Genomic DNA, 25066 nt, shown 5'->3' with positions numbered 1-25066 from the left:
ATTAATCTAATTATCTATTGGCTCATACGGTTTGTCGTTATCAATTTCTTTTAGCAAGTCCGCACCATTATGGAAAATAGATGGGGATTTTATCATGAAGCGACTAATTATTTTGATAATAATATCCTTATTACCCGTGATTTCGAAAGCAGCAAAAGATGAATCAGAACCAACGTATTACGGAACTGGTTTATGCAAATACCCTCAATATCAGTGCATCAAAATTAAAGGTGGAGAAAGTTGGAAAAAATTATTTCCAGATGAAACACAACGCGACCTTGTTCAGCGATTAAACCGTACTTATAATCCCTTGTATGAAGGCCAAGTGATCGCGATTCCGCAAAATTTAAATTCAGTCAACCTGTTTGATTTATCCCCTTTTCCTTTAAAGATTCCTCCTTCTTCTGATAATCAAATCATTGTTGATCAAGAGAAATTAGCTTGGGCAGCTTATGATGAACAAGGCCATTTGATTAAATGGGGTCCTATTTCATCAGGAAGTGATAAATGCTCCGATAATAGTAGCAATACATGTCGTACTTTAACTGGCATATTCAGAGTATTTAGCAAAGAAGGCGAGCATTGCGTCTCCAATGCTTTTCCTGCAGGGAAAGGAGGGGCAAGTATGCCCTATTGCATGTTTTTCCATAAAGGGTTCGCCTTACATGGTTCAGAGGATATACCGGGCTATCGTGCAAGCCACGGTTGCGTCCGCATGTTTATTGAAGATGCAAAATGGCTGAATCATGATTTTGTTAAAGCAGCGAGTAAAAAAAATAATTTCGCAGGAACGGTGGTGACCATTCGCCCGCTTTATTCAGCAGATATGTTTAATAAAGGCCTTGATAAGACCATTGTCAGTCCTGCGGCCAGACACAAGAAGCATAGAGACTAGTGATAATAATGGGTGGGTAGTGGAATGATGTTGACTGTCTAGCGGGCAGTCTGATTAAGGCCATGGATGAGTCAGGTCACTTTGCCACTCTCATCTTGACCTTGATGTTTAAAAAATCTACAATCAGTGATTATTTAGATTCTCTGGAGATAATCAATGGCTTCCAATTTACATGATGTCCGAAGACGCCAGTTTAAACTAAAGCTAACCATGCTAACAAAAGAAATCCTTGAGCTGTTATTAAAACATCTGGATTGTGACAGCAATTATAGGGTTGACTACACGGGTTCAAAATTAGTTCTCCGTGAAAGCAGCCAACATCCACCCTCTGAAACTCAAAAAAGACACGTTGACAAGTTATTGAGTAAACTCCAAGAAAAAGATGTACTTGATTACGTTGAAGGGTTCAGTAATGTTAGGGTTACAAGTGACATCAGTGTGATTACCCCTTCTAAAATTATTACTGCGGTGAATCCCCACAAACTACTGTCCTTATTGGGTGTTCAAAAAGAGAAACCTGATCATCTCAATGTCGATGAAAAAACCTGGGCGCTTATTCCAGATGAAATTAAAGATCGTTGGGATAGGTTCAGCGGTTCCATGCAGAAACACATCATAAACTGCGTATCTGAAAACCTTGAGGAAAAATTTAAGCAATTGGTTACTACCCGTGTATTTGGCGAATCAATGCGCTCCCCTATTTCTTTTGGAGTCCCTAGAATTCCAGTTCGTTTACCCAATCCATTACTTGCTGGCGGAGTATCCAATGAGTTGTATGATTTACACGACATCTTGCAAATAAGGGAGCGCAGTCCGAGCAACCCAGCTTTACGGCGCGATCCCATCACTCGGGCTTATTTTAGCCTCGATCAGGTGGTACCAGACACAGAAGCTTTGGAAAACATTAAAAAGCGTGCACAAGATGAACAAGCTCCGGGTATAACGCCCCCTTAATCGGTAAATTTAGCAGTTAGCTTCTTGGAAACATAATCAGGTTATCCAGCGTGCAGGGGAGAACCTCCTGACTCTCGGTAATAACCTGGTTCAGAGGCTCTTATTGCAATAGCAAATAATCAGAATTAATGCCCTGTTAACCCGCCTGGACAAAATACCACCTGATAGTTCATTTTCACATTTGTCCCTGAAGGTGATTGTTTACAGAAAAAAGAACCTGAGTGATCATCAAATGGGTAGCTATACGCTGTCGGACAAGCATTTTTATACCATACTATGGTCTCATAAGGAGAAGGAACAATAGGTGAAACTGAAGTTGGGCTTCCCCAATCAGAATTGGTATCACTGGCTTGCGTATCTTGAGCGGTCACATAGGGGTTAGTGGTATTCCAATCGACTGCTCCGCAACATAGATTATTAGAAACACCAGACTTATAGCAGGAATTAAGGACTGTGGGAATCGAAGGGTTAAAGTTACACCCATAAATATCAGACAGCGTAGTACCTGCTGTATAGCCTGGCTGAGTACCCGGAACAGTACTGATATCCTCATCACAATTGTATCTTAGGCGGGTATCATTATTAGGTGTAAGCGTCACTGTGGTAGCAAAAGGCTGGGTGCACAGCGTTTTGAGTGCCCAGGTACCTAAGAGCTGGCCACAAGACATGATTAAATTCCCTTTTTGCGGATCTGCCGCCTTAAACGCTATACCGCAAACTGGGTTTGCGGCAGTGCAACTGCAGTTATTTTGTCCAGCAGCTTCATCACCGTCCGTAACAAAATTAAAAAATTGTGGCGCAAGCACCCCATTGTTTGGTGGAGTTACAACCCAAGGACAAGATCCTAGAGGTGCGTCAGGTGTTGGTGGGTTAGCCGCCTGAAAAGGTGCTCCTGCCCCTCCGCATTGAAACGCGGTATTATTGGCTGGAGGGAATGGTGTGACTGTTGCTTGCGGGCCAAGCGCCTTCATTTCAACTGGAACATTAAATCCTTCAATCAGAGAAATATCATAAACACCATCAAAAGAACCATCTCCTTGAGCCGTGTTAAAGAAATTCATTTCTATTTTAGTAAAAGGTGGAGATGGCTCCTGGTTAAGTAAGCACCGACCACCATTCGGAGGGGCATCAGGGGTACATTGGGCTGTTTGACAAAAAAGCTGATTGCCAATTGTTTGACATCCTGTTCTTGCAAAAAATTCTCCAATATACTCCACTGGGAAAGTAAGTGATTTTGTGGTTGGCGGCTGACCTGGAACCTGTGCATTCAGCAAATAATCATCAGGGCTTGCCGGAGAAGTTGGATCTAATTTGTTAGGCGAATCATTTGCCACACCATACCAGACAGGGAAAGGACATTGGTTAACAAAAGTAACCGTATGTTGATAATTATTCGCTGAAACGGGAGCTGATGTTGCAGCGCTTACAGGAACTCCTTGGGATACAGTCCCTGCTGTTACAGTCAGAGTACCTGTTGTCTGGGGAATAACTGAGGCTGAAACCGTACAGCTTCCAAAAGGAGAAAGTGTTTTATTCGAGCAATTATCTTTCCCAACAGTTAGCGTTACCTGGGCATTGGAAGCGAGCAATGTATTACCGAGCGTGGCGTTTACATTTACCAGTCCTATTGAGGCATTTGTGGGACATGTATTGGTGAAAGTATACTGCACTATATTATCAGAAAACTGAAAAACATTTGTCGGCAAGGGTAAAGTCACTGTTGGCGATGAGATGCAATTAGGCGTAGGAGGAGTGACTCGTTGAGCAACAGCAAATAAAGGATTCAAGGGAATTCGATTATTATGGTAACCATAAGTCAGCTGGATAAAAGATGTCCCCTCTGCTTGCGGTAAAAAAGTGATCGCTATCATACAAAAGCCACCAGGTAACAAGGGCGCGCCATTGCAACTATCTTGAATAAAAAACCACTCAGGGCTTTTGGTGAATGTCGTATTTATTGTTGTAATAAAAGGGAGATTATTAAAAAGCGTGTAGAGCACAGTGGAATTGCCTCCAGGAGCTATTGGAGAAAACCCTGTTGCAGGCTGAAGAGACCAAGCAACTGGATCGATGGCTGCTATGCTCCCTTGGGCATAAAAAAAGGACAAAACCCATATTAGGGCTATACGAACAATACCCATTATTCCTCCAAATCCTTACAGTAATAGGTGGCAGGCCCAGTAGAATAAGCCACTTTAGCTAACGATCACCTAATAAATAACTCACACTTAACATGGCAGCATTGGATTTATAATCCCCTAAATTAAGTGATTGCCCTGCCCAAGTGCCCATCCCACTTCCAGACGACACACTACCAAGATCTTGGTACTCATACCCCAAGGAGACAATAAAACGGCTACCAAGCTGAAGGTCTAGACCCGCTCCCAAATTGTAGGCAAATTGAGTAGTCCAATTGTCTGCAAAAGCGGGGCTGATTCGTGGTGTGACTCCTGATAAGGCAGCTTCACTGTAGCCGCGGGCTCTGTTAAAAGCAGCACCAAATCCCCCGCTTAAATAGGGAGAAAACACCCTATATTGAAAAAAATTGACTTTTGCTGTTGCCAATGCGACATCGGAGTATATTTGCCAACTGTAGTTATAATTGCCAAATTCGAGCATTGAGTATTGAAGAATTGATTTACCTACATCACGGGCGAAAACTCGGTGATAACGTAACCCCAAAGCCACTGCAGGTACCCAACTGTTATTAAGCTCCCAACGATACCCTCCAGCAGCTCCTGCAAAGGCCTGATCATGCACCCCGGTAAGGAAAGTATCTTGGTTGTATGGGGATTGAGCATTAGACCCATTATTGACGGTTATCTTCTGGGTAATATCATTCCATTGAACACCCCCTAAAACACCGATGTACCAGTTTTCATTAATTAAAGCAAAATGTTCAACCGGCGGTTCTTTTTCCAGTGGCTCCTTCTCCAATATGATTTTTTTTGTATTCGTTGCTGCAAGGCCCTTTTGCCCTCGCTTAAAAATGGATGCTCTCGGGACTTGTTTTCGGACAAACCTTGACCTTGCTTGTAGGACTACTTTTCTTACTTCGGTTATGGAACTTAAAGGACCAACCATCACCACATAATTTCCACCTCTGCGTTCAATTTTAACAGTGTGTTCGATTTTCGCCTGCATTTTTTCCTGAAAATGATAGGCATTTAATTTGGCTGAGAAATTTCCAAGTTGAACAAAAAAAGACCCTCTCTCATTACCATGATAATGTTTTATGCTTTCTAAACCATAGAAAGTCACGGCATGCGAGAAAGATTGATTTAAGAATAAAGACATTAGAGCAAAGGTACCGGACTTAAGACAAAGCCGTTTCATTTATCATCCCTAATCAGAAAATTCAGAAAATAAAGTACCTTATCAGCGTGTTAAAAACAATGGGAAAATAGAGTATTTAATAAGTTAGTTATTGATGCTCTTAAAATTAACAGTTACTGTTTTCGAACTACCATTTTCTGGTTCCCAAGGACGGGCGTATTTGAAGTTAATAGTCGTACTTGCAGGATACGTTTTGCCTCCAACCAACTCAAAAGTAAACATCATCTGCCCTCCTGCACCAATTAATTTTGATTGTGGAGCAATGTATTGGCTTGATACAAGTTGTAAAAGGGATTTATCGTACTTAGTCACCGTCCATTGGTAACCTGTTGTTGGATTTGAAGATAAGGTAACCTGAAATTTTGATTGCTTTGGATCGACATTAACTGTCATAGGATCTGATGCGGCAGCAGTAGCTAAGGCGCCCCAAAACAACAATAAACTACCTAATATCGTTCTCATCATATAAGGGTCCATCTGGAGTATTTTTTTAAAGTATACTACAAGTCTTTGAAATCGCCTTCATCCCGAACGCAGCGAAAGGAGCCCCTTCGCTTTTCCCAATTCCTTCTCACGACAACATAATATGGCCTTGTAAATAAAGGCGGCAGTTTCCTGATAGCATAACTCGATCACCCTTCACTTCGCATAAAAGCTCTCCTTGTCGCTTACCACCTTGCAATGCATGAATCGATTTTTTTCCAAATCGTTTGGACCAATAAGGTGCAATAACGCAATGAGCAGAACCGGTTACAGGATCCTCTGGAACATCGCAACCTGGATAAAAACACCGTGAATAAACATCGGCAGTTGTTGAAGGAGAGGATAAAATAACACCCCTATTTTGTAATTGGGCTATAGCATTAAGATCAAGCTTCGCTTCTTTTACCTTCATTTCATCATCAAAAATCAACAATAAATCAAAGGTGCTTTCATAAACTTCTTTTGGCGATACATTCATGGCGTTAAGGAGCGCCGGTGAAGGGGTAATTGGCTTGTAAGGCAAAGCAGGGAAATCCATTTGTAATTGCTCTTGCTGCTTGGTGACTTGCAGTTGACCACTTAAACTATTAAAAATGACGGTATCGCTTTCGTGTCCCAGCATTTCAAATACCACAAAAGCGGAAGCGAGAGTTGCATGTCCACAGAGTGCCACTTCAGCGTTCGGAGTAAACCAGCGGATTCGGTAATGTTCCCCTTCCCTCACAATAAATGCAGTTTCTGACAAGTTATTTTCGTTTGCAATTGCCTGCATCAAATCATCACTCAGCCATTCACTTAACGGACAAACCGCTGCGGGATTACCTGAAAATAGTGTTGATGTAAACGCATCAACTTGATACATGACTTGATTTTTCATAACAACTCCTTAAATTGTTTGCTTAGAATACCACAGGATTGTTAGGCTTTAGTTAATTCATCAGCGGGAATCACATAAACTCAAAATTAAAGGACATCGTATGAAGGCGATTGGCTGTATAAAAGCAAAACCCAATGAAGCAATTAATCCACTTGCCGACCTAGAATTACCAGTACCCAAACCCACTGGCCACGATTTATTAATAGAGGTTAAGGCCATTGCAGTGAATCCTATCGATTACAAAATGCGTAAACGAATACAGCTTGAGGAAGGACATCACCGCATACTGGGGTGGGATGCATCGGGGGTTGTTAAGGAGATTGGTGACAGGGTCATTCTTTTCAAACCAGGTGACGAGGTTTGGTTTGCAGGCGATGTAACCCGTGCAGGCTGCAACAGTGAATTTTGCCTGATTGATGAACGAATTGTTGGATTAAAGCCGAAAAACTTGTCCTTTGAGCAAGCTGCCGCTTTGCCGTTAACTTCCATTACCGCCTGGGAAATTTTATTTGACCGATTAACTATCACTCCTAATCAGAAGGGAAGTTTACTCATTACAGGGGCTGCAGGGGGAGTAGGCTCCGTATTGGTACAACTTGCGCGCAAACTGACAGAGTTAACCGTTATCGGTACTGCTGGACGTGAAGAATCCCAGAAATGGATCAAAGAGCACGGTGCTCATTATGTCATTGACCATAATAAGCCAATGTTGGAACAGTTAGAAAAATTAGGGCTTGGTCAAGTCGATTATGTCATAAGTTTAACACACAGCGGCGAACACGCAGTTGAATTGGTTAATTGCCTTAAACCACAAGCTAAATTTGCCTTAATTGATGACCCTGAGAATCTGGATTTCAGAATATTTAAGTTAAAAAGCCTTTCCATTCACTGGGAAATGATGTTCACCCGTTCGATGTATAAAACTCATGACATGATTAATCAGTACCGAATATTAACTCAGGTTGCGGAATTAGTGGATAAAGGGGTTATTAAAACCACTCTCAACCAGCATTTTGGCTCTATTAATGCGGCTAACTTAAACAAAGCGCATGAATTGCTTATATCCGGCAAATCGCGCGGGAAAATAGTCCTCTCTGGCTTTTAAGCGAAACACCTCCTAAAATTTAGCCTAGCACAAATTTTAGGGGTATTTCCCCTATTTCTGTCAATTAAAAACTTCATTTTTCAATTTTCAGAGAAAATCTATTCTTTACTCTTCATAAACATCCTATACTCTAGCATTGTTCACTCAATCACTTCGAAAAATGAAAACGGATAAATTATTAGGATTAATCTCTTCGATTACGCTACTGTCTTTTATGCTTAATGCACAAGCTGGCGTGGATCCTCAATCATTAATCAAAGTTACCCAGGAAAACAATGCAGAATGTGTTGAGTTCTACACCTATAAGAATGCACTTTATTGCACTAATGAACCTACATCTGGCTCTTCTGTAGTTGACCCTAAAATCAAAGATTATGAAACTCAAACGATTATTTTTGATGATCGCCCTTGGCAAGCAGTTTGGGGCAAGAAAACTGATGAGATTACAACAGTAGAATACATTCCTGCCGGCAATAACATCAACCAGTGGCATGAACTTGTAACCAGTCAATTTATTCCAGGCATTCAAAATACCATCACCCCTAAACAATATATGGATTTCGCCATTAAGCAATTGAAAGACGCTGGTTTTCAACCGATTATTAATGTAATTAATGACACACCACAACAAGTTATTTTCGAATTTCGCATTTTTTCACCTGAAAATTTTAAACAAAATGAATTACAAATTGTTAAAAGAGGTAATGACGGACTTTATATTATCCATTACGTCATTAAGGAAGCTGATATGGGTAAACTCAACAGAGAGAAATGGATTAATAATATGCAAAAAAGCCAGATACATAAGATAGCCCAACAAAATTGAGGTTACTTCTCCACAGGATCAACTTTTTTGACAAAAAATTCATCAACAGTTTGTTTTTTTATTAAGTTATTGACATGTTTTTTTAGAATAGCGTTGATAATTGCGGCTTGGGCAGGGTTGGGATCATAATCCATTTGATTAAAGGCTGCCGTTAAATATTTTTCCAATTCATGTTTTAATTGGGAATGGTTGAGCCAATGAACAAGCTGCTCCTCGTCTTTCTCAAGAAAAATTTGGATTAATTTATTCTCCTTTAGAATTTCTATACTATTCTCAGTAAGATAATTGCCATACTCTAGCGACTTAATAACATAATGCGCCAGTTGAATCGAAGTTAATTTCATAACAATATCATCAATACCTCGTCATATTAATTATAGATGACAGGTACTCTAGCTTCGAATGGCGCAGAGCAAGCACTGTGTCAATGGAAAAATGTGACGAGGTCTCCTATATTTTAGGTGAATGCAGTAGCAGGAGATAAGGAAAATGACTGCCTATAAACTGCTTGCCAGCCTATTGACACTTTATTTCTGCTCAACACTCTATGCAGATAATGCCACCACAATACTGCCCTGCCTCAAGCCGAAAATTGTTAAGCCCTTGATCGATTGGGCTATTAATGCCCCCAATACTGCGGTTATCCCTACTGAAGAGGCATTTACCGGAACCAATTTAACGTATTCTGTGTCAGCACATCCATTTAACCCCAAAAACATTGTTTCGATTAATCCGCAATCAGGCGAAATTCATATTAACGCCAAACTTGAAGATCAATTTAATGTGACTGTTAAAGCAAAGAACGCGTGTGGTATGGCTTCAGCAACATTTAATGTGATTATTGATCAAGCAGAAGAAATAGAATAAAACGTCTATCAATGAATCGATCCAACCAATAGATGCAACGGCCAATGCATCCTATGACGTTTGTCCAGCTTTCCCCAAGCTGCCTCAAGCTCTTTAAAGATCAAATTAATTGGGTTTACTTGATTTCTAAATTGGTACTCTTTTATTGCAGACCAAGTATTCAAATACCCAAGCAATTGGCTGAACCCCATCTCTTTTTCGATAGTAAACGAAGCAAGTTCCCTTTTCTTAAAAGGAAAAGGGATAGTACGGTATTCTTCATCAATATAATGACGCTCAGCAGGCCAATAGTTATCACCTAAAATATCACGATAAAGCTTTGCAATGATCTCGTCTAATGAGGAATTGAATTTCCCTAAAGAATAACACCATGCAGCAATAACACCCGCTGGTTTGCCTACCCTTCTCACTTCATCATAAAACAAATCAAAATTAAACCAATGTAAGGCTTGCGCAACCGTAATTAAATCAATTGAGTTATCCAAAATAGGTGTGCTTTCAGCAAGACAACAAAGGTAATGGATTTTTTCATTTTTTGGCGCCAACTCAAGTTGCGCCCGATTGATATCGGTGGCAATCACCTGATCGAAATAAGCTGCCAATGCAACAGCAGCTTGTCCGTTACCTGTTCCACAATCCCAAGCACTTTGATGATCTTTCACTAAATGGACAAGATAATCATACAAAACCGCTGGATAATTGGGACGAAAAAGCAGGTAATTTTCGGATTGCTGGTTAAAATGTTTGATGTAATCCTTCACAATAATCCTCCTTCATAAAACTTAAACGAGTGACAGAGAAATACCTTGCTTGCCCATTGCATAAGCCTCTTGCTGTTTATGTAAAGCCTCCTTCAATTGGGATTTGTCGGAATTAAGCAAATGGAACTGTTTCAGTAATTGTACTGTTTGTTTCATGTCGTGAATTTTAGCTTTTGTGGCGGTGCGTTGGACCGTTTGATCTCTATAAGCATGGTCTAAGCTCTTTTCCAGTATTTCACGCTTCTCTGGCTTATTGTCGGGCAAAAAAGCCTTACCCTTCAAGGTACAACGCTTAGCCTCGTAATACGTGCGTATTTCTTCATAGGTAAAGCTTTGAGTCATTTCATTAGTATAAATATCCATTTCAGTATTTCTTGGAAGGCTAGGATCATGGCATTCAGCGAATTTTACTTCATTCCAGCCCAATATGGTTTGGATAGCATTGTATACTTTATAAACGAAAAACATGGTTATAGGAATAAGACCTACGGTAATCAATGTAGCGGCAGCAGCCGTGGGCAGCAAAGGCAGCAAAAAAATGCTAGCTAATATAAACGCTAAGATAAGCGTTGAGGCCAGTTTGTTATTTAACACGAAACGAATGGTGGGTAAAACAAAGAGACGGTAAGGTTGATGACCTAAATAGTAAGCAAAACCCCGAAGCAGGGTAAAAATAAAAAAGTTCCGCCACCTTCGTTCTTTATTGTCCTCAACTGTATCAACACCAACAAATTTAGTTTCCGCAAAACCAGCATAATTGAGCGCATGGGCCGCAAACCCATTCGGGCCTTTTTTTGATTCAGGCGGTATAACATGAAGAACATGCCAATCATTTTCCCAGTCCCCATAGGGCGAAACAACATCATCCTCTTGTTTTTGCACATAAACAGGCGGCTTATGCTCACCATCAAAATCATCCCAATGATTGAAACGGGTATCCCAACACCAAGGCTCATGCATCCCTGGGGGATTCAATGCATCGACGCGTGATAATTTATCACCTTGGTCGATTGCAAGGAGTAACGATAAGCTCCCACCTAAACTGGTACCGCAAACATGCGGTTTTTTCTCTTGCCTATCTATCCACTCTAAAACTCTCTCCCGGCCATGTGCATATAAAGATTGGCCTGGTGTAGACCATGCCTCTAAATCAGTATTCACCTGAGTTGTAAAACCTTGACCAGCCGGATAGGTTGTGCCCATAAAAATGAGATGCGGTGTGGCTTGTTGGTTGGCAATAGGTTCAAGTCCGTATGCAAAAACGCGATCATAGTCTTCAATGAGTAATTTGCTAAACCCCTTAGTCGGCGTTAACTCTATGGGAGTCACTTTATATTCAACCATCTGCCATTGGCCGTTGATTAACTGAGGTATAGTGAATGATTCGTAAGGATTAAGATCAGCGAAAGGCAAAAGCGTCATACAGTTGGAGATAAACAATTGCGCTTGATTTAATTGTTTTTCAGAAAGCTCTTTATTCTGTAATTGCTCAAAAATATAATTAAAACCTTGTTGAAAAGCAAGACGCATCTCCCGGACTAACTCATGATCACGCTCAATAAAAATCGCTTCTAATACCCGTTTTGACCCAAGATCCCGCCAATTTTCTTTCCATCCCATCATCAGGATGCGTAAAGCGTCGCGTGCAATACTCGCCGGATCGTTATTATTGCTTTCAAGTTGAGCAGATTCAAAAAAATTTAACTCCAATCCACCGGCATAAATTTCACCCTTCTTCATTGATTAATACCTTTTCTCGTTTTTGAAGCAAAAGCAACACGTTGCTTTTGGGTAATGTATTAAAAGAATTGGCCATTTTTTTGTTAGATTGCAACACTCAGCCAATACAGATTTCTTGAATTTCCATATAAAAAACTCATTTTGAGCAAGAATTTTACATGAATCGATGGATAAAAAAAAGAAGACTCGTCTAAATGAGACTAAGCAATAATAGAAAGCCCTAATAGAACGCCATGTTGAATTGGTAAATTAGACACTGAACCAGTTTCAGCAAATGGGTTCACACGAAACTTAGGATTACTGCCAAAGACCCCCTGATACAAAAGATTTAAATTAGTGATCTCTGTTAATGGATAGCCAAAACCCGCCTGGACTTCTCCTGCAATTTCCGATTTATTATTTATTCTAAAGCTATCGATTTGCCAGTAGCGATACGCGATACCCCCCTTCAGCTGAGTAAAAAGCAAGCTTTCAGTCAAGGGACTTGCGTTTGCTGTTACTAATAAATCAAACATAGGCCTCATGGTTGTTTGCACAGCATACCCCAAAGTAGCCAAGGGACCTTGAGGAATTGCAAACCGCATCCGGTTGCCAGTTTGTACACCTAGTTCAAGTCCAAAATTAGCTTGGGTAGCGGTGAGTAACTCAGCTGCTAATGCCAAACGCCCAATTGCGGTTTGCCCATCTGAACGATACATGTGCTGAAAATCGCTGTAGCCCGAGCTGGCGATGACAGACCATCGATTATCAAGGCTTTCAGGCGTTGGTAGTAAATAAGAATTAGCAAATACATTAAAGGATAAGAAACATCCTATCGTGATTAAGCATATTCTTCGTATCATGCCTACACCTTCCCTTAATTGCCTAAATAAAATCATGCAGGAAAACAAAACTCATTTTATACTCAAGATACTTCAAAATGCTAGATTTTAGGCGACTTGATTTTTTTGTTTCGCTCAACAAGGAAACGCTCTCCTCATTTATTCATACTATACTTATTTCTAAATTTACCAGCACTAGCAATAAGCGTTTAATTATTGAGGGAGAAAAAACATGAGCAACGCATTAACTGGAAAAGTTGCCTTAGTGACAGGTGGTTCGCGTGGAATTGGTGCAGCAATTGCAAAACGACTGGCCAAAGAAGGAGCAACAGTAGCCTTAACTTATGTAAGCAGTAAGGAAAAAGCGGATGCTGTTGTTGAAGAGATTAAAGCTGCTGGCGGAAAAGCCTTAGCCATTTACGCCGACAATGCGGAGCCTAAAGCCATGCATTCCGCTGTTGAAAAAGTCATAAATAACTTCCATCAACTCGATATTCTCGTCAATAATGCTGGTGTATTTATTATGGGCTCTGTCACCGATCCCTCCTATAATCCCACTGATTTTGAAAAACAATTTGCAATTAACGTCAAAGGTACAGCCTCTGCAGTTTTCGCCGCAGCAAAACATATGCGTGAAGGTGGAAGAATTATTTCAATTGGCTCTATAGCAGGTGATCATTCCCCTCTTCCCGGAGTAGCGGATTACTCAGCCACCAAAGCTGCAATCGCTGCTTATACACGAGGATGGGCGAGGGATTTTGGCCCTAAGGGAATTACTGTTAACGTCGTCCAACCAGGGCCTATTGATACCGATATGAATCCAGCAGACTCTGAAATGGCCGAAATTCTGAATCCGTCAATCCCACTTGGTCGGTATGGTAAACCTGAAGAAGTGGCCGCAGCAGTAGCTTTTCTCGCAAGCCCTGAGGCGTCTTACATCACAGGTGCAACATTAAATGTCGACGGAGGTCTTCTGGCCTGATTCTAAGGGGGGTAAAAACTCGCGTCCGAACCTTGGTGCGCCTGGGTGCAGGCGTCGACGTTTATTGATTTTTTGAATGGATAAAAAATAGCCGTTGGAATCTCATTGAATTCAACCCAATTATCGAGTATTAACCACCCCTAGCCATTCCGTCTTGATTGCAGGCAGATGACACAACTTTACAAAACCCAGCGATATTTTTAAACCGCGATGCGGTTATCACGCGGCTTCTTTTATTATCTAAAAAATGTGTCATCGCTTCTCCTGGGCCTAAATCAATAATAAGATCATACTGGTATTCATTGATGAGTTCACAGATTTTTTGCCACTGCAATGGAGAGTAAATCTCTTTGTCCAACAATTCTTTTTCTTCCTCGAGCTCATAAACTTTACCTAACTTAATTGGATTGATGATTGGATAAAGAAGATTTTCTGCAGCAAGGGTATTGAGAAAATGATGAAATAAACCCTGCTGATTTTTGTAAAGGGGTGTATGCGAGGGTAAGTGAATTTCGAGAAATTGTGCTTTTTTAAGATGCGCATCGGACAAACGGTTTATAAGCCTCTTTAAATCGGTCACCTTCCCACCGACCACTAATTGTTTCTCCGAATTGATAATAGCAAGGTAGCAGTGCTGATCGGCACATAGTGCACTGACTTCCTCAAGATTAAATGCTCCATTGATATACAATAAATCATAATCAGATTCACAATGCTTTTTTATCAGTGAGGTCATAAGTTGAGTTCGATAAGCAAGAACGCGATTGATTTCTTCAGGGGAGGCTTCAATGCTAGCAAGGAAGGCGGCCACCTCGCCTAAACTATAGCCTGCAAAATTAAGCTGATGTCCCTTAAAAAAAGATTTTATCCGATTAAATAAAGTCATTTGATAACCACCGATTATCAGTTGGGTATAGAATGGGTCTTTGATGGATTGTGATTTGTTATCCAATAGATTCATTGCGGTAAGATGGTGTTGCAAAATTGTTTGGGAAGCCTGATCTTCATTAAAAAAAGTAAATAAATTGTCTTCTTGATAACCTTGGCCCGCAAAAATACATAAAATATTCACGATGGTAATTCGGCAAAAATCGAATGTAAAAAATACAATACACTGAGCAGGTCCGCGACACCACCAGGACTTATATTTTGCTGCGAAAAAACACGATGAAGTTGAATTGCAGCCTCAAAAGATTGCTCTCTTTGATGCAAACAAATAGTTTTTTGGATTTGCTGACGGGCAAATTCGAGGCCGCTTAAACCTGCCCGGTACAATACATTTATATCATCGAGTTGCATTAAAAATCGTTGATAGGCAAGCAACCCCAAAAATAATTTATCATGATGCACGGCTTTTAAATCTTGGTAGGTTTCAAAGACCAAACGGTACCCTTCTATAGCGATTTGCTTAGCATCATGAACACCATATTTTTCTTTTACAACCGCACCATGGGTGTTTTGATTACAATGGCTCGTAGAAAGGTAAGTGGCCCAATCAGTAATGACGGCTTGATGGAGATCGTCCAAGGAAAAGGCTTTTCTTTGGGTACTTAATTTACATGAAGATGTGCACAAAATGCCCAAAGCAAAAATGGCCCCCCTATGGGTATTAATGCCCTTTGTAATGCGGTACATAGTTTGCTCTGCTTGCAATCCCCAACGAACTAAATCTTGGGATGAATACCCCAAAGACGCGCACAGCCCCACTCGGAAAAAATAATGCCGAAGGCTAAAAAGGCTGCGAAAAAACAAAGCTCCATCCATATCCTGATGAGCACCATTATCGACAAAACTGACTAAGCCGGGTTTAGGGTATAAAGCGACTTCATCATATAGCGCGCGCACGCAAAGTCTAGCATAAAACCGGGCTATTTTATGGGGATCATGCCAAGAGTGTTGGAACTTGTTCATATAAGTATTCTCTGGAGATAAGTTCGATTTGTTGTGCGGATTTTAAGAGAATGCTAGCACTACTACTCGGTTGAATAAGTTCAAACCAAGAACAATCGCCGAGGTTAGGGAAACGTACCTCACCATCCAATCGTAGAATGGATAAAATATGCTTAATTTCCTGATAGTACAGAACTAGTTCAATTAGAGATTGATTTTCGTAGAAAATTAACAAATCAAGATCAGAAGAAGGTTGGACATAATTAAGTTTTGTTAAATATTGCCAACAGTAAGAGCCATATACCCGGATTTCTGTGTTTTGTTTTAGCGTGGCATGCTGAAAAACATCCTGAAAAGTTGGAAGAGATTTTGTTTCTTTGATCGCATTTTTATAAAAATTTGTGCACAAACGTATCTTTTTTTGCGAAGATGAATCGAAAAAAGGGATAGCTAACTGGACATGTTCTGGATGGAGCTCTTTGGGTTGATAGGTAAAGATCAGTGGAAACTGGTGCTTCATCCAATATTCCAGTAACTCATCCTCTTGCTTTTGTAGTATCGATAGCGGCTTGGCTCCTTCTTTTAAAAAGCATAAAGTGTGTCTTTGATGATTCATAGGCTTTTAATAGCTTGGATTAGATCATAGGCTTTGGTACGCCCACCGTATTGTTTACCTAGCTCCGCACGATTGTCTTGATCAATACCTGTGGCTTTCGCCGCTTTTAAAAGCTGTTCTGCAACTTGATTAAGCTCTAGAACTTCATGGATTCCACCTAGCTTTTTAAAATTCTCAACCCCCGGAGCAAAAACAGGGGAGGTTTGACTGACACTGCGTAAAATCTCGATGTCAATTTTAGTCACTTTGGCCATGCCTTCTAACCACATCACCGCTAATTGTGTGTTTTTTAATGCAAAAATACTATCAGCCATCATCCCAAAAGCTATGAAACTACCTCCTATCGCTTGGTTATAAACTAATGAGATCGTTTGATTACCGTTTTTTCTTGCTAGATGTAAACATTTGAGCAGGTGGGCGAAATAGGCATACATGCCTAGCCATTCGTCGCGTACGGAAAGTTTCTGACCAATTACATTCGTCAGCAACACAATAGGATCGCGATTGTTCTCTTTCAGCAACCCTAAGACATGCTTGGCCATTTCCATGGCTTCATCAACGCCAAAACTTGTGTCTTCAGCCGTACCAATCAGATTAAAACGAGTATCGTTAACTATGCCGGTGCCAAAAACCACATTTTGTTTGATTTCAGTTTGGGTTTTAGTAAAAACACCCGTCATCAACTCTTTTAATGTCATTTTATCGCTTGGCATTATTGGTTCCTTTTTTAACCAAAGAGAGAAATTCCGCATCCGGACAATTAAAGACATCCTGCTTATGTAATTCCGGAGCATAATGGGCTATCCATTCTCCTTCTTCATGACATTCTTTGGCTATGTCAATCCTTTGTTGTAAGGATTTATGATCCGCAAGCATCAATTCGAGACTGAGGGCTGGGTGATTTTGTAAGTGTTGCAACGCATTGATGATGCTTTGACGGATATCGCTAATCCGGTTCGTCGTGTACGCTTGTACCGCTCTTTGCATAAAACGCGTTCTACCTCCATAGACACGCCAAACTAAAGCACGGTCTTTACTATCAAAAACTTCTGTGCCTTTAACAGCCTCAATTACCTCTGCACCAGATACCCCAATACGGGCGCCCTGATTGACAATCAAATAATCGAGACAGCCGCTAACAATACCCATGCCACCGAATGCCCCGTTATTTCCGCAAATGACGCCTATTGTTTTAATACCTGCTGAACGGGCATCAAGAATGGAACGAATAATCTCTGATATTTCAATTTCACCAACATTGGCTTCTTATAGGCGAACACCACCGCTATCGATTAACAAAACTAAGGCTGGTAACTGATGTTTCATGGCATATTGAATTAAACCATTAATTTTGGCACCGTGGACTTCCCCTACTGAACCACCAATAAAGTCTTTCTGTTGTGAAGCAATGGCGACCTTTATTCCTTCGAATTGTGCCGTCCCAATGGCAACGCCATCATCCGTTTCTACTTGCATTCCTAGCTGAGGTAAAGTAGGACTGACTGTATCTTGATTTAATAGGAACTCAGAAAAACTACCCTCATCCACAAGAGAGTAGATTCTGTTACGTGCAGTGGCTTCCGTATAATGAGCCTTCTTGGAGTATCCGATTTGATAAGCTTCTATGGCTTGGCGTAGGCGTAACGACACCACAGGCGGTGTCGCACCAGCATCATTGAGCGTCAACTCGAGTGCTTGGTAGGGATAGTCCTCAATAAAGCGTTGTATCACCTCATCCCAGGTTGCTTTGAAACCACTCACCGTAGTATGCACAGTAATTCGAGTTTGTTTTGTTTGGGTATTCGGTTTTACAATCACCTCTAAGTTACCAGAACCAGCTACCCCAACTTTAGTCACAGCGCCATTTTTTAGTTTTTTTTCTAATGCGAAGGTATATTCATAGGTGTCCATCAGCCATCCTACCATTGCCTAAATTTATTTGGGGGACAATATAGCCCTTTCGAGATTGTGACTAAATCATGTATGCTTTTTGCCGCGAGTAAGTCCCTGTCTGCTTCTGTTAGAGAAATATTCAAGTCTTCCGGCCTTTGTATTACGCCACGTGAACGGAGCTCATCAACTATAGCTTTATCACGTTTTAACCCGGTGGGGGTATACCCAGCAACACCACGTATGGCTTGCTCTCGTTCAATTAAATTTTTACATAATAGGAGATTAGCTATCCCCTCTTCTGTGACCACATGCGAAACATCATCGCCATAAATCATAATTGGCGGTAAATCAGACTGCATTTCTTTTTGTAGTTCCCAAGCATCTAATTCCTCAACAAAAGTAGGTTTCCCAGCACTCTGGAAGGTTTCTACCATTTGAATTACTAACTTGCGCCCACGTGGCATTGCAGAGGCTTGATGGCCGTATTTTTCTTGGCCGGCTTTAAGCCATGCATAAGAGGAATGTCTTCGGCCATTCGTATCGCAACCCATATTCGGAGCACCCCCAAAACCGGCCACTCTCCCCTTAGTTGCTGTAGAACTATTGCCTTGTGGATCCATTTGTAAGGTAGCGCCAATAAATGCATCGCAGCCGTAATGCCCGGCTAATTGCCCATAGAGGCGATTAGAACGTAATGACCCGTCTCGGCCGGTAAAAAAGATATCAGGTTTAGAACGAACGTATTCATTCATACCTACTTCCCCACCTACTGCGAAAATAGTTTCTACGAATCCTGCTTCAATTGCAGGAATTAATGTGGGTAAAGGATTTACCATCCAGTGTTTAACTATTTTGCCTCTAAGCCCCAAAGATTGGGCATAGGTAGGCAAAATCAGTTCAATAGCACAAGTATTATAGCCAACGCCATGGTTTAAACGATTGACTTGATAAGGTGCATAAATACCTTTGATGACCATCATAGCCATGAGGATTTTGATTTCATCGATGTGGGCTGGATCACGGGTAAATAAGGGTTCGATATAACAGGGGGTAGGTGCCTGTACTACGGCATCAACCCAGTCGCTGGGAATATCAATTCGCGGCAACTCAGGGACTATTTGATTAACTTGGGCAATAACCACGCCGTTTTTAAAAGCGGTGGCTTCAACGATGCTTGTAGTTTCCTCATTGTTAGCGCCGGTGTATAAATTACCCCGTGCATCCGCCTGCTCGGCACAAACCAATGCAACATTGGGAGTTAAATCCATAACATAACGGGCATAAAGCTCGTTATAGGTATGAATATTACCAATTTTGATCTGATTTTTTTTGATCATCAAGGCCAAACGAGTTGATTGAGGACCTGCAAATGAGAAATCAATTTTTTCCGCAATTTTATGTTCAAAAAGATCAAGATGCTCTGGCAGAGAGACAGCTGATTGCACCATATGGAGACGATTGATCTTTTTGGGGTTTACTTTACATAGGCTGCGGGCAAGAAAATCAGCCTGTTTTTGATTATCGCCTTCGAGGCAAACAATATCACCCGATTTTATCGCTGCTTCAAGAAGAGAGACAATATAGTTAGCAGGTACTACCTTACCCTGCTCCAAAAATTTATTTATTTGCGCGATTCTTTGCTCGTAATCTTTGAGCTTCTTATTCCAATCCATGAATTCTCAGGCGCGATTGCTCTACCGATAGGGGTACTATAACACGAAATCTCAATATACTTCTAACTCAACATAAGATTTGAATTTCGGCCATGAATGATCTACTCAAGAGTTCTGTTCCCAGATGCTCGAGTTTCTCTTGATCTTCATCGTAAGAAAAGCGATTATTTTCAATTTGGATTGAATGGGGGACAATGTGGAACACGAATCAATGGAATATGACGTAGTCATTGTCGGCGCAGGTCCCGCTGGATTATCAGCTGCTATCAAACTAAAACAATTAGCTGCAAAAGCGAACAAAGATATAACTGTTTGCGTCCTTGAGAAAGGCGCACAAGTCGGTTCTCACATTCTTTCTGGAGCAGTTATTGAACCACGCAGCTTAAAAGAATTACTCCCCGAGAATTGGCAGGAAGCGCCATTGAATACACCGGCAACTGAAGATTTCTTTTACTTTCTGTCAAACAACCGCGCCTATCGTCTCCCTACTCCTCGGCAGATGCACAACCGCGGCAATTATATCATCAGCTTAGGGGAGCTTTGCCGTTTTCTTGCAACGGAAGCTGAAAAGTTAGGTTGCGAAATCTATCCTGGATTTGCAGCTTCCAAGGTACTTTATAACGAAAACAACCAGGTTATAGGTGTCTCAACTGGCGATGTTGGCATTGACAAGACTGGAAATAAATCGGCCAATTACCAACCAGGTATGCATCTTTACGCTAAACAAACTCTTTTTGCAGAAGGCTGCCGTGGACAACTGAGTCAAATGCTCATGCACCATTATCACTTACGCGATAATGCACAACCTCAAACTTACGCAATAGGCCTTAAAGAAATATGGCGAGTTTCTGAGAATCAATCCCGACCTGGCAGAGTTATTCATACGATTGGCTGGCCTTTGGATAATCAAACCTATGGTGGTTCGTTTATTTATCATTTATCCAATAACCGTGTTGCCCTTGGTTTTGTTATTGGCCTCGATTATCAAAACCCTTGGCTTAATCCTTTTGCTGAATTTCAGCGTTTTAAAACACACCCGCTCGTTAAAGACTTACTCACCGATGGTGAGCGCATCAGCTATGGAGCGCGTGCGCTAAATGAAGGAGGTTGGCAGTCTATGCCCAAACTCACTTTCCCAGGAGGTGCTTTAATCGGTGATGCGGCCGGTTTTCTCAATGTCCCTAAAATCAAGGGAACCCATACCGCAATGCAATCAGGCATGCTCGCCGCTGAGGCTTGCTTTGAATTGCTAAACAAAGAGCAACCGGAAGTAGAACTTAAAAATTATTCCGAAAAATTAAAAAACTCTTGGATCGCTAAGGAATTGTATAAAGTAAGAAATATTCGTCCTGGATTTCGCTATGGTTTATGGTTTGGTCTGGCAAATGCCGCTTTTGAAACTTACATCAGTTTTGGCAAATCTCCCTGGACTTTGAAAAACCATGAGGATTACACAAGCTTAATTCCTGCAGATAAAGCCCCAAAAATTGATTACCCTAAACCTGATGGTGTTTTAACTTTTGATAAACTTTCTTCGGTGTACTTATCAAATACTTATCATGAAGAAAATCAACCCTGCCATTTAAAATTGCGTAACCCCATCCTCGCAATAAAAGTTAATTATCAACAATACGCCTCTCCTGAAACTCGCTACTGCCCTGCTGCAGTATATGAAATTATTGAGGAAGAGAAAGGCCCAAGATTACAAATCAATGCGCAAAATTGCATTCATTGCAAAACCTGTGACATTAAGGATCCACGTCAGAATATTGTCTGGCAAGCACCAGAAGGCGGTGGCGGACCTAATTACGCGGATATGTAGCGATCAGAAAGTTGTTATTTCTTAACAACAGAGTTAGACTTGCAACCATTCGTCCCGGTGGCACAGCTGGATAGCGCAGCCCCCTCCTAAGGGGCAGGTCGGAGGTTCAAATCCTCTCCGGGACGCCATTAAAGTCAGGAAGCCTATTCCGGAATATAGGCAACACTTTAGGGCATACTGCCCCTATAAAACCGTGACATTTCGTTCAGACCCTACTTATTCTTTACGTAATTTAATTTTTTTTTGCTATCCACTAGGTATATGAGATCATAAATAGGCAATGGTTTTGAAAAATAAAAACCCTGCATTTCATCGCATCCTTCGTCAATTAAAAATCGTAATTGATCCGCATTTTCGACACCTTCAGCAATTACTTTTATATCTAAACTTTTACATAATGCAATAATTGCTTTAACAATGCCTGCATTTTCGCGGTCGGCAGGTAAACCATCAATAAATGATTTATCTATCTTTATCCTATTAGGTTTGAACTGTTTTAGGTATTGGAATGAACTATAACCAGTACCAAAATCATCGACAGCGATTGACAAGCCCATTTTTCGAAGTGATGCCAAAACTTCTGCACTGCGAGCAGGGTCACTCATCAATTGTGATTCAGTTACTTCGATTTCGAGATAACTCGGTTGCAAAGATAATTTTTCTAAAATTAGCTTAATAACTTTAACAATATCATGTTGAATCTGAAATTGGCGAGCGGAAAAGTTAACCGAGACTGGTATATGTAAGTGATCAAATGGAAAATATCGGCAGACTTCAAGCAAAACCCATTCTCCGATATAAACGATCAAATCCGATTGCTCTGCCACCGTAATAAACGAACCTGGTAACAGCAATCCTTCGTTAGGACTTTGCCAACGCAGCAATGCTTCAACCCCGACAATATTTCCTGATTTTAAATCTACCTTAGGCTGATAATATAGTCTGAAATCGTTTTCAACGAGCGCGCGGCGCAGGCTATCCTCAAGCTCTATGGTTTTTGTCGCTGTTTTCTGTAATATTTCAGAGAAATATTGCACAGAGTCTCCTCCACTGGATTTTGCATGATTAAGTGCTACATCTGCATTTTTCAATAGCGTAAGAAAATCTTCCCCATCATATGGATAAATACTTACTCCTGCACTAATGGCTAATAAAATGCTTTTATCGTTAATCATCAATGGAGTCTTTACAATAGATTTTATTCGTTCAACCAGTGGTGCAATTTCTTCAGGCCGCTTTATATCACTTAGAACAAAAACAAACTGATCTCCACCTATATTTGCGATGGTCGAGAATACATCAGATAAGTACTCATTAAACTTCGTTGCAATATTCTTGATGACAGAATCTCCGACATCAAATCCCATGGATTCATTGATTTTTTTGAACCGATCAAAATCAATCATGATCAGTGCTATTGGTTTATTTGTGTTCTTGATGATTTCAGCTTTTAGAAATTCCTCCAAACCTACCCGATTGATTAATCCTGTCAAATTATCATGATGGGTAATGTAGAGCATTTGATCTTTACTGTATTTATTCTGAATCACATCGGCAAGTATGGTGGATATTTTTTCTGAAGTATTAATTTCTTCATGAGTAAGTTTTTTTAAACTTTTTGAGAAGTACATCAGTACACCAAGAATTTTCCCTTGATGCCTTATAGGCAAGCCAAATGCTGATTTTAATCCGGCTTTTGTGGCAAAATCCCCTCGAATAAATTGTTTATTTTTGCCGTAATCGGTCACGAGGGTAGGTAGGTTACTTCGTATTACCTCGCCTTGAAATCCCTCTTTAATATCAATTTTTAACTGATAGGATTTTTCATAAAATTCTTTGATTTCATCATGAAGCCTATGCCAAATTTTAATGCAATATAATGAATTGGTTGACTGTTCGATTAGCCAAACTTCTCCTTCATCCCATCCGAATGATAAGCAGCTAATTCTTAATATTGCTTCAATAGCAATTTCTATGCTTTTTTCAGTGTGAGCTACATTCAATATTTGGTCATAGAGTAACATCTCCCTTCTGGCAGTAAATAGTCCAGACAAGTCGCTTATAAAACCCATAATACATATTTGATTACCTTGACTGTCATTAATCAGAGTGGCTCTATCAGCGACATATACATTAGTTTCATCAGGAATTTTGATTCTGTATTCAAGCAAAATTTCATTTTCTTTATTTTTAACCATATCTTGTAGAGCTTGAATTACAGTTGGCCTATCTTCTTCACAAATCGATTGAAACCATAAATTAGGATTTTGGTAGATCTCTTGACGAGAAGAATTAATCAGTTTTTCTGCTGCTGGATTAATATAAGTAATTTTTTTTAGATCAATTGATAATTGATAGAAGGGAGTGCTAATTTTTTCCAGATATTGAAGTATTGATTGGGGTTGTTCTTTTAGTAACTTCTCATATTTTTTAATTTTAGAAATTAGTTCATCTCGCTGCGCAGCAATTTTATCTAATTGAGTGGAGATCCCATTTGTTGAGACTTTGTATTTCATTTTTTGAAACTCCCTTTAATTCAATTTGTATCGGCGAGATCTGTATTACTTAACATTAGCATAGATTCAGTTCCTGTGTGAGCAAAACACCCTTAAATTTAGATTGCAAGGAGGTTGATTTTTAGGCACCCCGCTTCATCTATCACTCAGCAAATCATTTTAACAGAGGGTGATTTTGATCCATTTATGATCTTTTGGTATAATATACGACCATAAAATATCACAAGTGAGACAAGTGCATGAAATCAAAAAGAATTGGAGAAAAGAAGGCTTTTTCAGGTTATAGCTCTTTTTTCGAACCAGAAGAGAAGAGACCTACCCAAACGATTATTTTTGCTAACCTTGGTGCTGATTCTCCATCTCAGGGCTTTAGAACTCTGCAAGAAAGAAGCGTAGAGGGTAAATTTCGTTGGTTAATCCGAGAAAGTCGAACCCTCGGTTGCCTTACCGTTGATTATATTAATCACCCAGACGCAGCATCAAGCGACGAAGAAGCTAACGGCCATATCCGCTTCATTTTAACTAATCGAGGCTGGAAGTGCGCCAATGATTTAGATAAAATTCAAAATGAAATTGGTGAAAAAATTATTGACCCGATTTTGCTTGATGCGGAAACTGCCCAAGAGCATTTAGGAAGCTTGTTCATCGTGTTACAGAAGTATGGTTTCACCGAAGAAACAGTTTTAAAGCCATGGAATCCATCCGTTGTTAGTGCATATGCAGGTTATACCGGTTATTCTTTTGATAGCTTCATTATTGACAAAGAAGATTCTATAAAACAATCATTTCCACAGTAGTTACTAGGGTCTGTTGACAGACCCTAAATCAGCAACAAAACAATAATATTGAATAAGTAAGGAAGTTCAATGGGGTTCGTAGCGCTTTTCGATTCATATTATCTATCGAAAGTAACCCAATTAAACCGTGCTTTCAAGGTTACCAAAGCCAACAGAAAACTGCTTTTTCCATCTTAGTTTTTTTAGTATTTTGGATTTTTCCGGAATTAGCC

22 protein-coding genes, 1 tRNA gene and 1 pseudogene are annotated in these 25066 nt (G+C 40.4%); 9 read left to right on the top strand and 15 right to left on the bottom strand.

The window, feature by feature from the left end; translation table 11 throughout:
- Window positions 1-94: 94 nt before the first annotated feature.
- Together LMI_RS06275 and LMI_RS06270 are read left to right on the top strand one after the other, a co-directional pair.
- On the top strand, window positions 95-895 hold the full coding sequence (locus LMI_RS06275) for a L,D-transpeptidase (RefSeq protein WP_045099030.1): 801 nt from the start codon (window positions 95-97) through the stop codon (window positions 893-895).
- A gap of 156 nt (window positions 896-1051) precedes the next feature.
- Window positions 1052-1849, top strand: coding sequence for a hypothetical protein (locus tag LMI_RS06270; RefSeq protein WP_045099029.1), 798 nt, complete (start codon window positions 1052-1054; stop codon window positions 1847-1849).
- Window positions 1850-1974: 125 nt separating this feature from the next.
- Here LMI_RS06270 and LMI_RS06265 read toward each other — a convergent pair whose 3' ends face one another.
- From LMI_RS06265 to LMI_RS06250, 4 genes are all read right to left on the bottom strand, one after another.
- A complete protein-coding gene (locus LMI_RS06265) occupies window positions 1975-3990 on the bottom strand; it encodes a thaumatin family protein (RefSeq protein WP_045099028.1) in 2016 nt (671 codons plus the stop codon).
- A 58-nt stretch (window positions 3991-4048) separates the two neighbouring features.
- Complete coding sequence (locus LMI_RS14865) at window positions 4049-5185, bottom strand: SPOR domain-containing protein (RefSeq protein WP_052679474.1); 1137 nt, start codon at window positions 5183-5185, stop codon at window positions 4049-4051.
- An 84-nt stretch (window positions 5186-5269) separates the two neighbouring features.
- On the bottom strand, window positions 5270-5650 hold the full coding sequence (locus LMI_RS06255) for a protease inhibitor I42 family protein (protein ID WP_231852257.1): 381 nt from the start codon (window positions 5648-5650) through the stop codon (window positions 5270-5272).
- A 106-nt stretch (window positions 5651-5756) separates the two neighbouring features.
- Window positions 5757-6545, bottom strand: coding sequence for a PhzF family phenazine biosynthesis protein (locus tag LMI_RS06250; protein WP_045099027.1), 789 nt, complete (start codon window positions 6543-6545; stop codon window positions 5757-5759).
- 100 nt (window positions 6546-6645) lie between these two features.
- Here LMI_RS06250 and LMI_RS06245 point away from each other — a divergent pair, with 100 nt between their 5' ends.
- Entirely contained in the window at window positions 6646-7650 is a 1005-nt protein-coding gene (locus tag LMI_RS06245; RefSeq protein WP_045099026.1) for a zinc-binding alcohol dehydrogenase family protein, read from the top strand.
- A 160-nt stretch (window positions 7651-7810) separates the two neighbouring features.
- Window positions 7811-8476, top strand: a complete 666-nt coding sequence (locus LMI_RS06240) for a hypothetical protein (protein ID WP_052679473.1) — start codon at window positions 7811-7813, stop codon at window positions 8474-8476.
- Between the two features lie 2 nt (window positions 8477-8478).
- Here the strand turns inward: LMI_RS06240 and LMI_RS06235 are convergent, their stop codons facing one another.
- Window positions 8479-8820 carry a hypothetical protein gene (locus LMI_RS06235; RefSeq protein WP_045099024.1) on the bottom strand — a complete coding sequence of 114 codons (342 nt, stop codon included), beginning with the start codon at window positions 8818-8820 and terminating at the stop codon, window positions 8479-8481.
- Window positions 8821-8965: 145 nt separating this feature from the next.
- Between LMI_RS06235 and LMI_RS06230 the strand changes: the two genes are divergently transcribed.
- On the top strand, window positions 8966-9343 hold the full coding sequence (locus tag LMI_RS06230) for a cadherin repeat domain-containing protein (protein WP_045099023.1): 378 nt from the start codon (window positions 8966-8968) through the stop codon (window positions 9341-9343).
- Window positions 9344-9351: 8 nt separating this feature from the next.
- Here LMI_RS06230 and LMI_RS06225 read toward each other — a convergent pair whose 3' ends face one another.
- The 3 genes from LMI_RS06225 to LMI_RS06215 all read right to left on the bottom strand — a co-directional run bounded on the left by LMI_RS06225 (window position 9352) and on the right by LMI_RS06215 (window position 12686).
- Window positions 9352-10104 (bottom strand): class I SAM-dependent methyltransferase, encoded by a 753-nt coding sequence (locus tag LMI_RS06225; RefSeq protein ID WP_045099022.1) that lies wholly within the window; start codon window positions 10102-10104, stop codon window positions 9352-9354.
- 21 nt (window positions 10105-10125) lie between these two features.
- Window positions 10126-11844 (bottom strand): hypothetical protein, encoded by a 1719-nt coding sequence (locus LMI_RS06220; RefSeq protein WP_045099021.1) that lies wholly within the window; start codon window positions 11842-11844, stop codon window positions 10126-10128.
- Window positions 11845-12044: 200 nt separating this feature from the next.
- Complete coding sequence (locus tag LMI_RS06215; RefSeq protein ID WP_052679611.1) at window positions 12045-12686, bottom strand: hypothetical protein; 642 nt, start codon at window positions 12684-12686, stop codon at window positions 12045-12047.
- 211 nt (window positions 12687-12897) lie between these two features.
- On the opposite strand from LMI_RS06215, the gene LMI_RS06210 reads away from it, so the two are divergent.
- Complete coding sequence (locus tag LMI_RS06210; RefSeq protein WP_045099020.1) at window positions 12898-13647, top strand: SDR family NAD(P)-dependent oxidoreductase; 750 nt, start codon at window positions 12898-12900, stop codon at window positions 13645-13647.
- Window positions 13648-13777: 130 nt separating this feature from the next.
- Here LMI_RS06210 and LMI_RS06205 read toward each other — a convergent pair whose 3' ends face one another.
- The 6 genes and pseudogenes from LMI_RS06205 to mdcA all read right to left on the bottom strand — a co-directional run bounded on the left by LMI_RS06205 (window position 13778) and on the right by mdcA (window position 19719).
- Window positions 13778-14719, bottom strand: a complete 942-nt coding sequence (locus LMI_RS06205) for an acyltransferase domain-containing protein (RefSeq protein WP_045099019.1) — start codon at window positions 14717-14719, stop codon at window positions 13778-13780.
- A complete protein-coding gene (locus LMI_RS06200) occupies window positions 14716-15558 on the bottom strand; it encodes a triphosphoribosyl-dephospho-CoA synthase MdcB (RefSeq protein ID WP_045099018.1) in 843 nt (280 codons plus the stop codon). Before LMI_RS06200 ends, LMI_RS06205 begins: the two co-directional genes overlap by 4 nt.
- Window positions 15530-16153, bottom strand: a complete 624-nt coding sequence (gene mdcG, locus LMI_RS06195; RefSeq protein WP_045099017.1) for a malonate decarboxylase holo-[acyl-carrier-protein] synthase — start codon at window positions 16151-16153, stop codon at window positions 15530-15532. The genes LMI_RS06200 and mdcG overlap by 29 nt, the downstream gene beginning before the upstream one ends.
- Entirely contained in the window at window positions 16150-16866 is a 717-nt protein-coding gene (locus tag LMI_RS06190) for a biotin-independent malonate decarboxylase subunit gamma (protein ID WP_045099016.1), read from the bottom strand. Before LMI_RS06190 ends, mdcG begins: the two co-directional genes overlap by 4 nt.
- A pseudogene (gene mdcD / locus LMI_RS15760) lies at window positions 16853-18064 on the bottom strand (biotin-independent malonate decarboxylase subunit beta). The gene LMI_RS06190 and the pseudogene mdcD overlap by 14 nt, the downstream one beginning before the upstream one ends.
- An 8-nt stretch (window positions 18065-18072) precedes the next feature.
- Window positions 18073-19719, bottom strand: coding sequence for a malonate decarboxylase subunit alpha (mdcA, locus tag LMI_RS06180; RefSeq protein WP_045099015.1), 1647 nt, complete (start codon window positions 19717-19719; stop codon window positions 18073-18075).
- Between the two features lie 196 nt (window positions 19720-19915).
- Between mdcA and LMI_RS06175 the strand changes: the two genes are divergently transcribed.
- Together LMI_RS06175 and LMI_RS06170 are read left to right on the top strand one after the other, a co-directional pair.
- Window positions 19916-21541 (top strand): electron transfer flavoprotein-ubiquinone oxidoreductase, encoded by a 1626-nt coding sequence (locus LMI_RS06175; RefSeq protein ID WP_045100608.1) that lies wholly within the window; start codon window positions 19916-19918, stop codon window positions 21539-21541.
- A gap of 51 nt (window positions 21542-21592) precedes the next feature.
- Window positions 21593-21669, top strand: a tRNA-Arg gene (locus tag LMI_RS06170).
- An 84-nt stretch (window positions 21670-21753) separates the two neighbouring features.
- Here the strand turns inward: LMI_RS06170 and LMI_RS14860 are convergent.
- Window positions 21754-24057, bottom strand: a complete 2304-nt coding sequence (locus LMI_RS14860; RefSeq protein WP_052679472.1) for an EAL domain-containing protein — start codon at window positions 24055-24057, stop codon at window positions 21754-21756.
- 239 nt (window positions 24058-24296) lie between these two features.
- On the opposite strand from LMI_RS14860, the gene LMI_RS06160 reads away from it, so the two are divergent.
- Window positions 24297-24854, top strand: a complete 558-nt coding sequence (locus tag LMI_RS06160; RefSeq protein WP_045099014.1) for a hypothetical protein — start codon at window positions 24297-24299, stop codon at window positions 24852-24854.
- Window positions 24855-25066: the final 212 nt, after the last annotated feature.

Source organism: Legionella micdadei, from assembly GCF_000953635.1.
GTDB classification, from domain to species: domain Bacteria; phylum Pseudomonadota; class Gammaproteobacteria; order Legionellales; family Legionellaceae; genus Tatlockia; species Tatlockia micdadei.
Note: the sequence above shows the minus strand (reverse complement) of the source record. Positions and strands in the feature narration are given on the sequence as shown.

Excerpts from the sequence above, each read along its gene's own strand:
- LMI_RS06275 (WP_045099030.1), top strand. The coding sequence starts at position 95 with ATGAAGCGACTAATTATTTTGATAATAATATCCTTATTACCCGTGATT.
- LMI_RS06270 (WP_045099029.1), top strand. The coding sequence starts at position 1,052 with ATGGCTTCCAATTTACATGATGTCCGAAGACGCCAGTTTAAACTAAAG.
- LMI_RS06265 (WP_045099028.1), bottom strand. The coding sequence starts at position 3,990 with ATGGGTATTGTTCGTATAGCCCTAATATGGGTTTTGTCCTTTTTTTAT.
- LMI_RS14865 (WP_052679474.1), bottom strand. The coding sequence starts at position 5,185 with ATGAAACGGCTTTGTCTTAAGTCCGGTACCTTTGCTCTAATGTCTTTA.
- LMI_RS06255 (WP_231852257.1), bottom strand. The coding sequence starts at position 5,650 with ATGATGAGAACGATATTAGGTAGTTTATTGTTGTTTTGGGGCGCCTTA.
- LMI_RS06250 (WP_045099027.1), bottom strand. The coding sequence starts at position 6,545 with ATGAAAAATCAAGTCATGTATCAAGTTGATGCGTTTACATCAACACTA.
- LMI_RS06245 (WP_045099026.1), top strand. The coding sequence starts at position 6,646 with ATGAAGGCGATTGGCTGTATAAAAGCAAAACCCAATGAAGCAATTAAT.
- LMI_RS06240 (WP_052679473.1), top strand. The coding sequence starts at position 7,811 with ATGAAAACGGATAAATTATTAGGATTAATCTCTTCGATTACGCTACTG.
- LMI_RS06235 (WP_045099024.1), bottom strand. The coding sequence starts at position 8,820 with ATGAAATTAACTTCGATTCAACTGGCGCATTATGTTATTAAGTCGCTA.
- LMI_RS06230 (WP_045099023.1), top strand. The coding sequence starts at position 8,966 with ATGACTGCCTATAAACTGCTTGCCAGCCTATTGACACTTTATTTCTGC.
- LMI_RS06220 (WP_045099021.1), bottom strand. The coding sequence starts at position 11,844 with ATGAAGAAGGGTGAAATTTATGCCGGTGGATTGGAGTTAAATTTTTTT.
- LMI_RS06215 (WP_052679611.1), bottom strand. The coding sequence starts at position 12,686 with ATGATACGAAGAATATGCTTAATCACGATAGGATGTTTCTTATCCTTT.
- LMI_RS06210 (WP_045099020.1), top strand. The coding sequence starts at position 12,898 with ATGAGCAACGCATTAACTGGAAAAGTTGCCTTAGTGACAGGTGGTTCG.
- LMI_RS06200 (WP_045099018.1), bottom strand. The coding sequence starts at position 15,558 with ATGAACAAGTTCCAACACTCTTGGCATGATCCCCATAAAATAGCCCGG.
- mdcG (WP_045099017.1), bottom strand. The coding sequence starts at position 16,153 with ATGAATCATCAAAGACACACTTTATGCTTTTTAAAAGAAGGAGCCAAG.
- LMI_RS06190 (WP_045099016.1), bottom strand. The coding sequence starts at position 16,866 with ATGCCAAGCGATAAAATGACATTAAAAGAGTTGATGACGGGTGTTTTT.
- mdcA (WP_045099015.1), bottom strand. The coding sequence starts at position 19,719 with ATGGATTGGAATAAGAAGCTCAAAGATTACGAGCAAAGAATCGCGCAA.
- LMI_RS14860 (WP_052679472.1), bottom strand. The coding sequence starts at position 24,057 with ATGAAATACAAAGTCTCAACAAATGGGATCTCCACTCAATTAGATAAA.
- LMI_RS06160 (WP_045099014.1), top strand. The coding sequence starts at position 24,297 with ATGAAATCAAAAAGAATTGGAGAAAAGAAGGCTTTTTCAGGTTATAGC.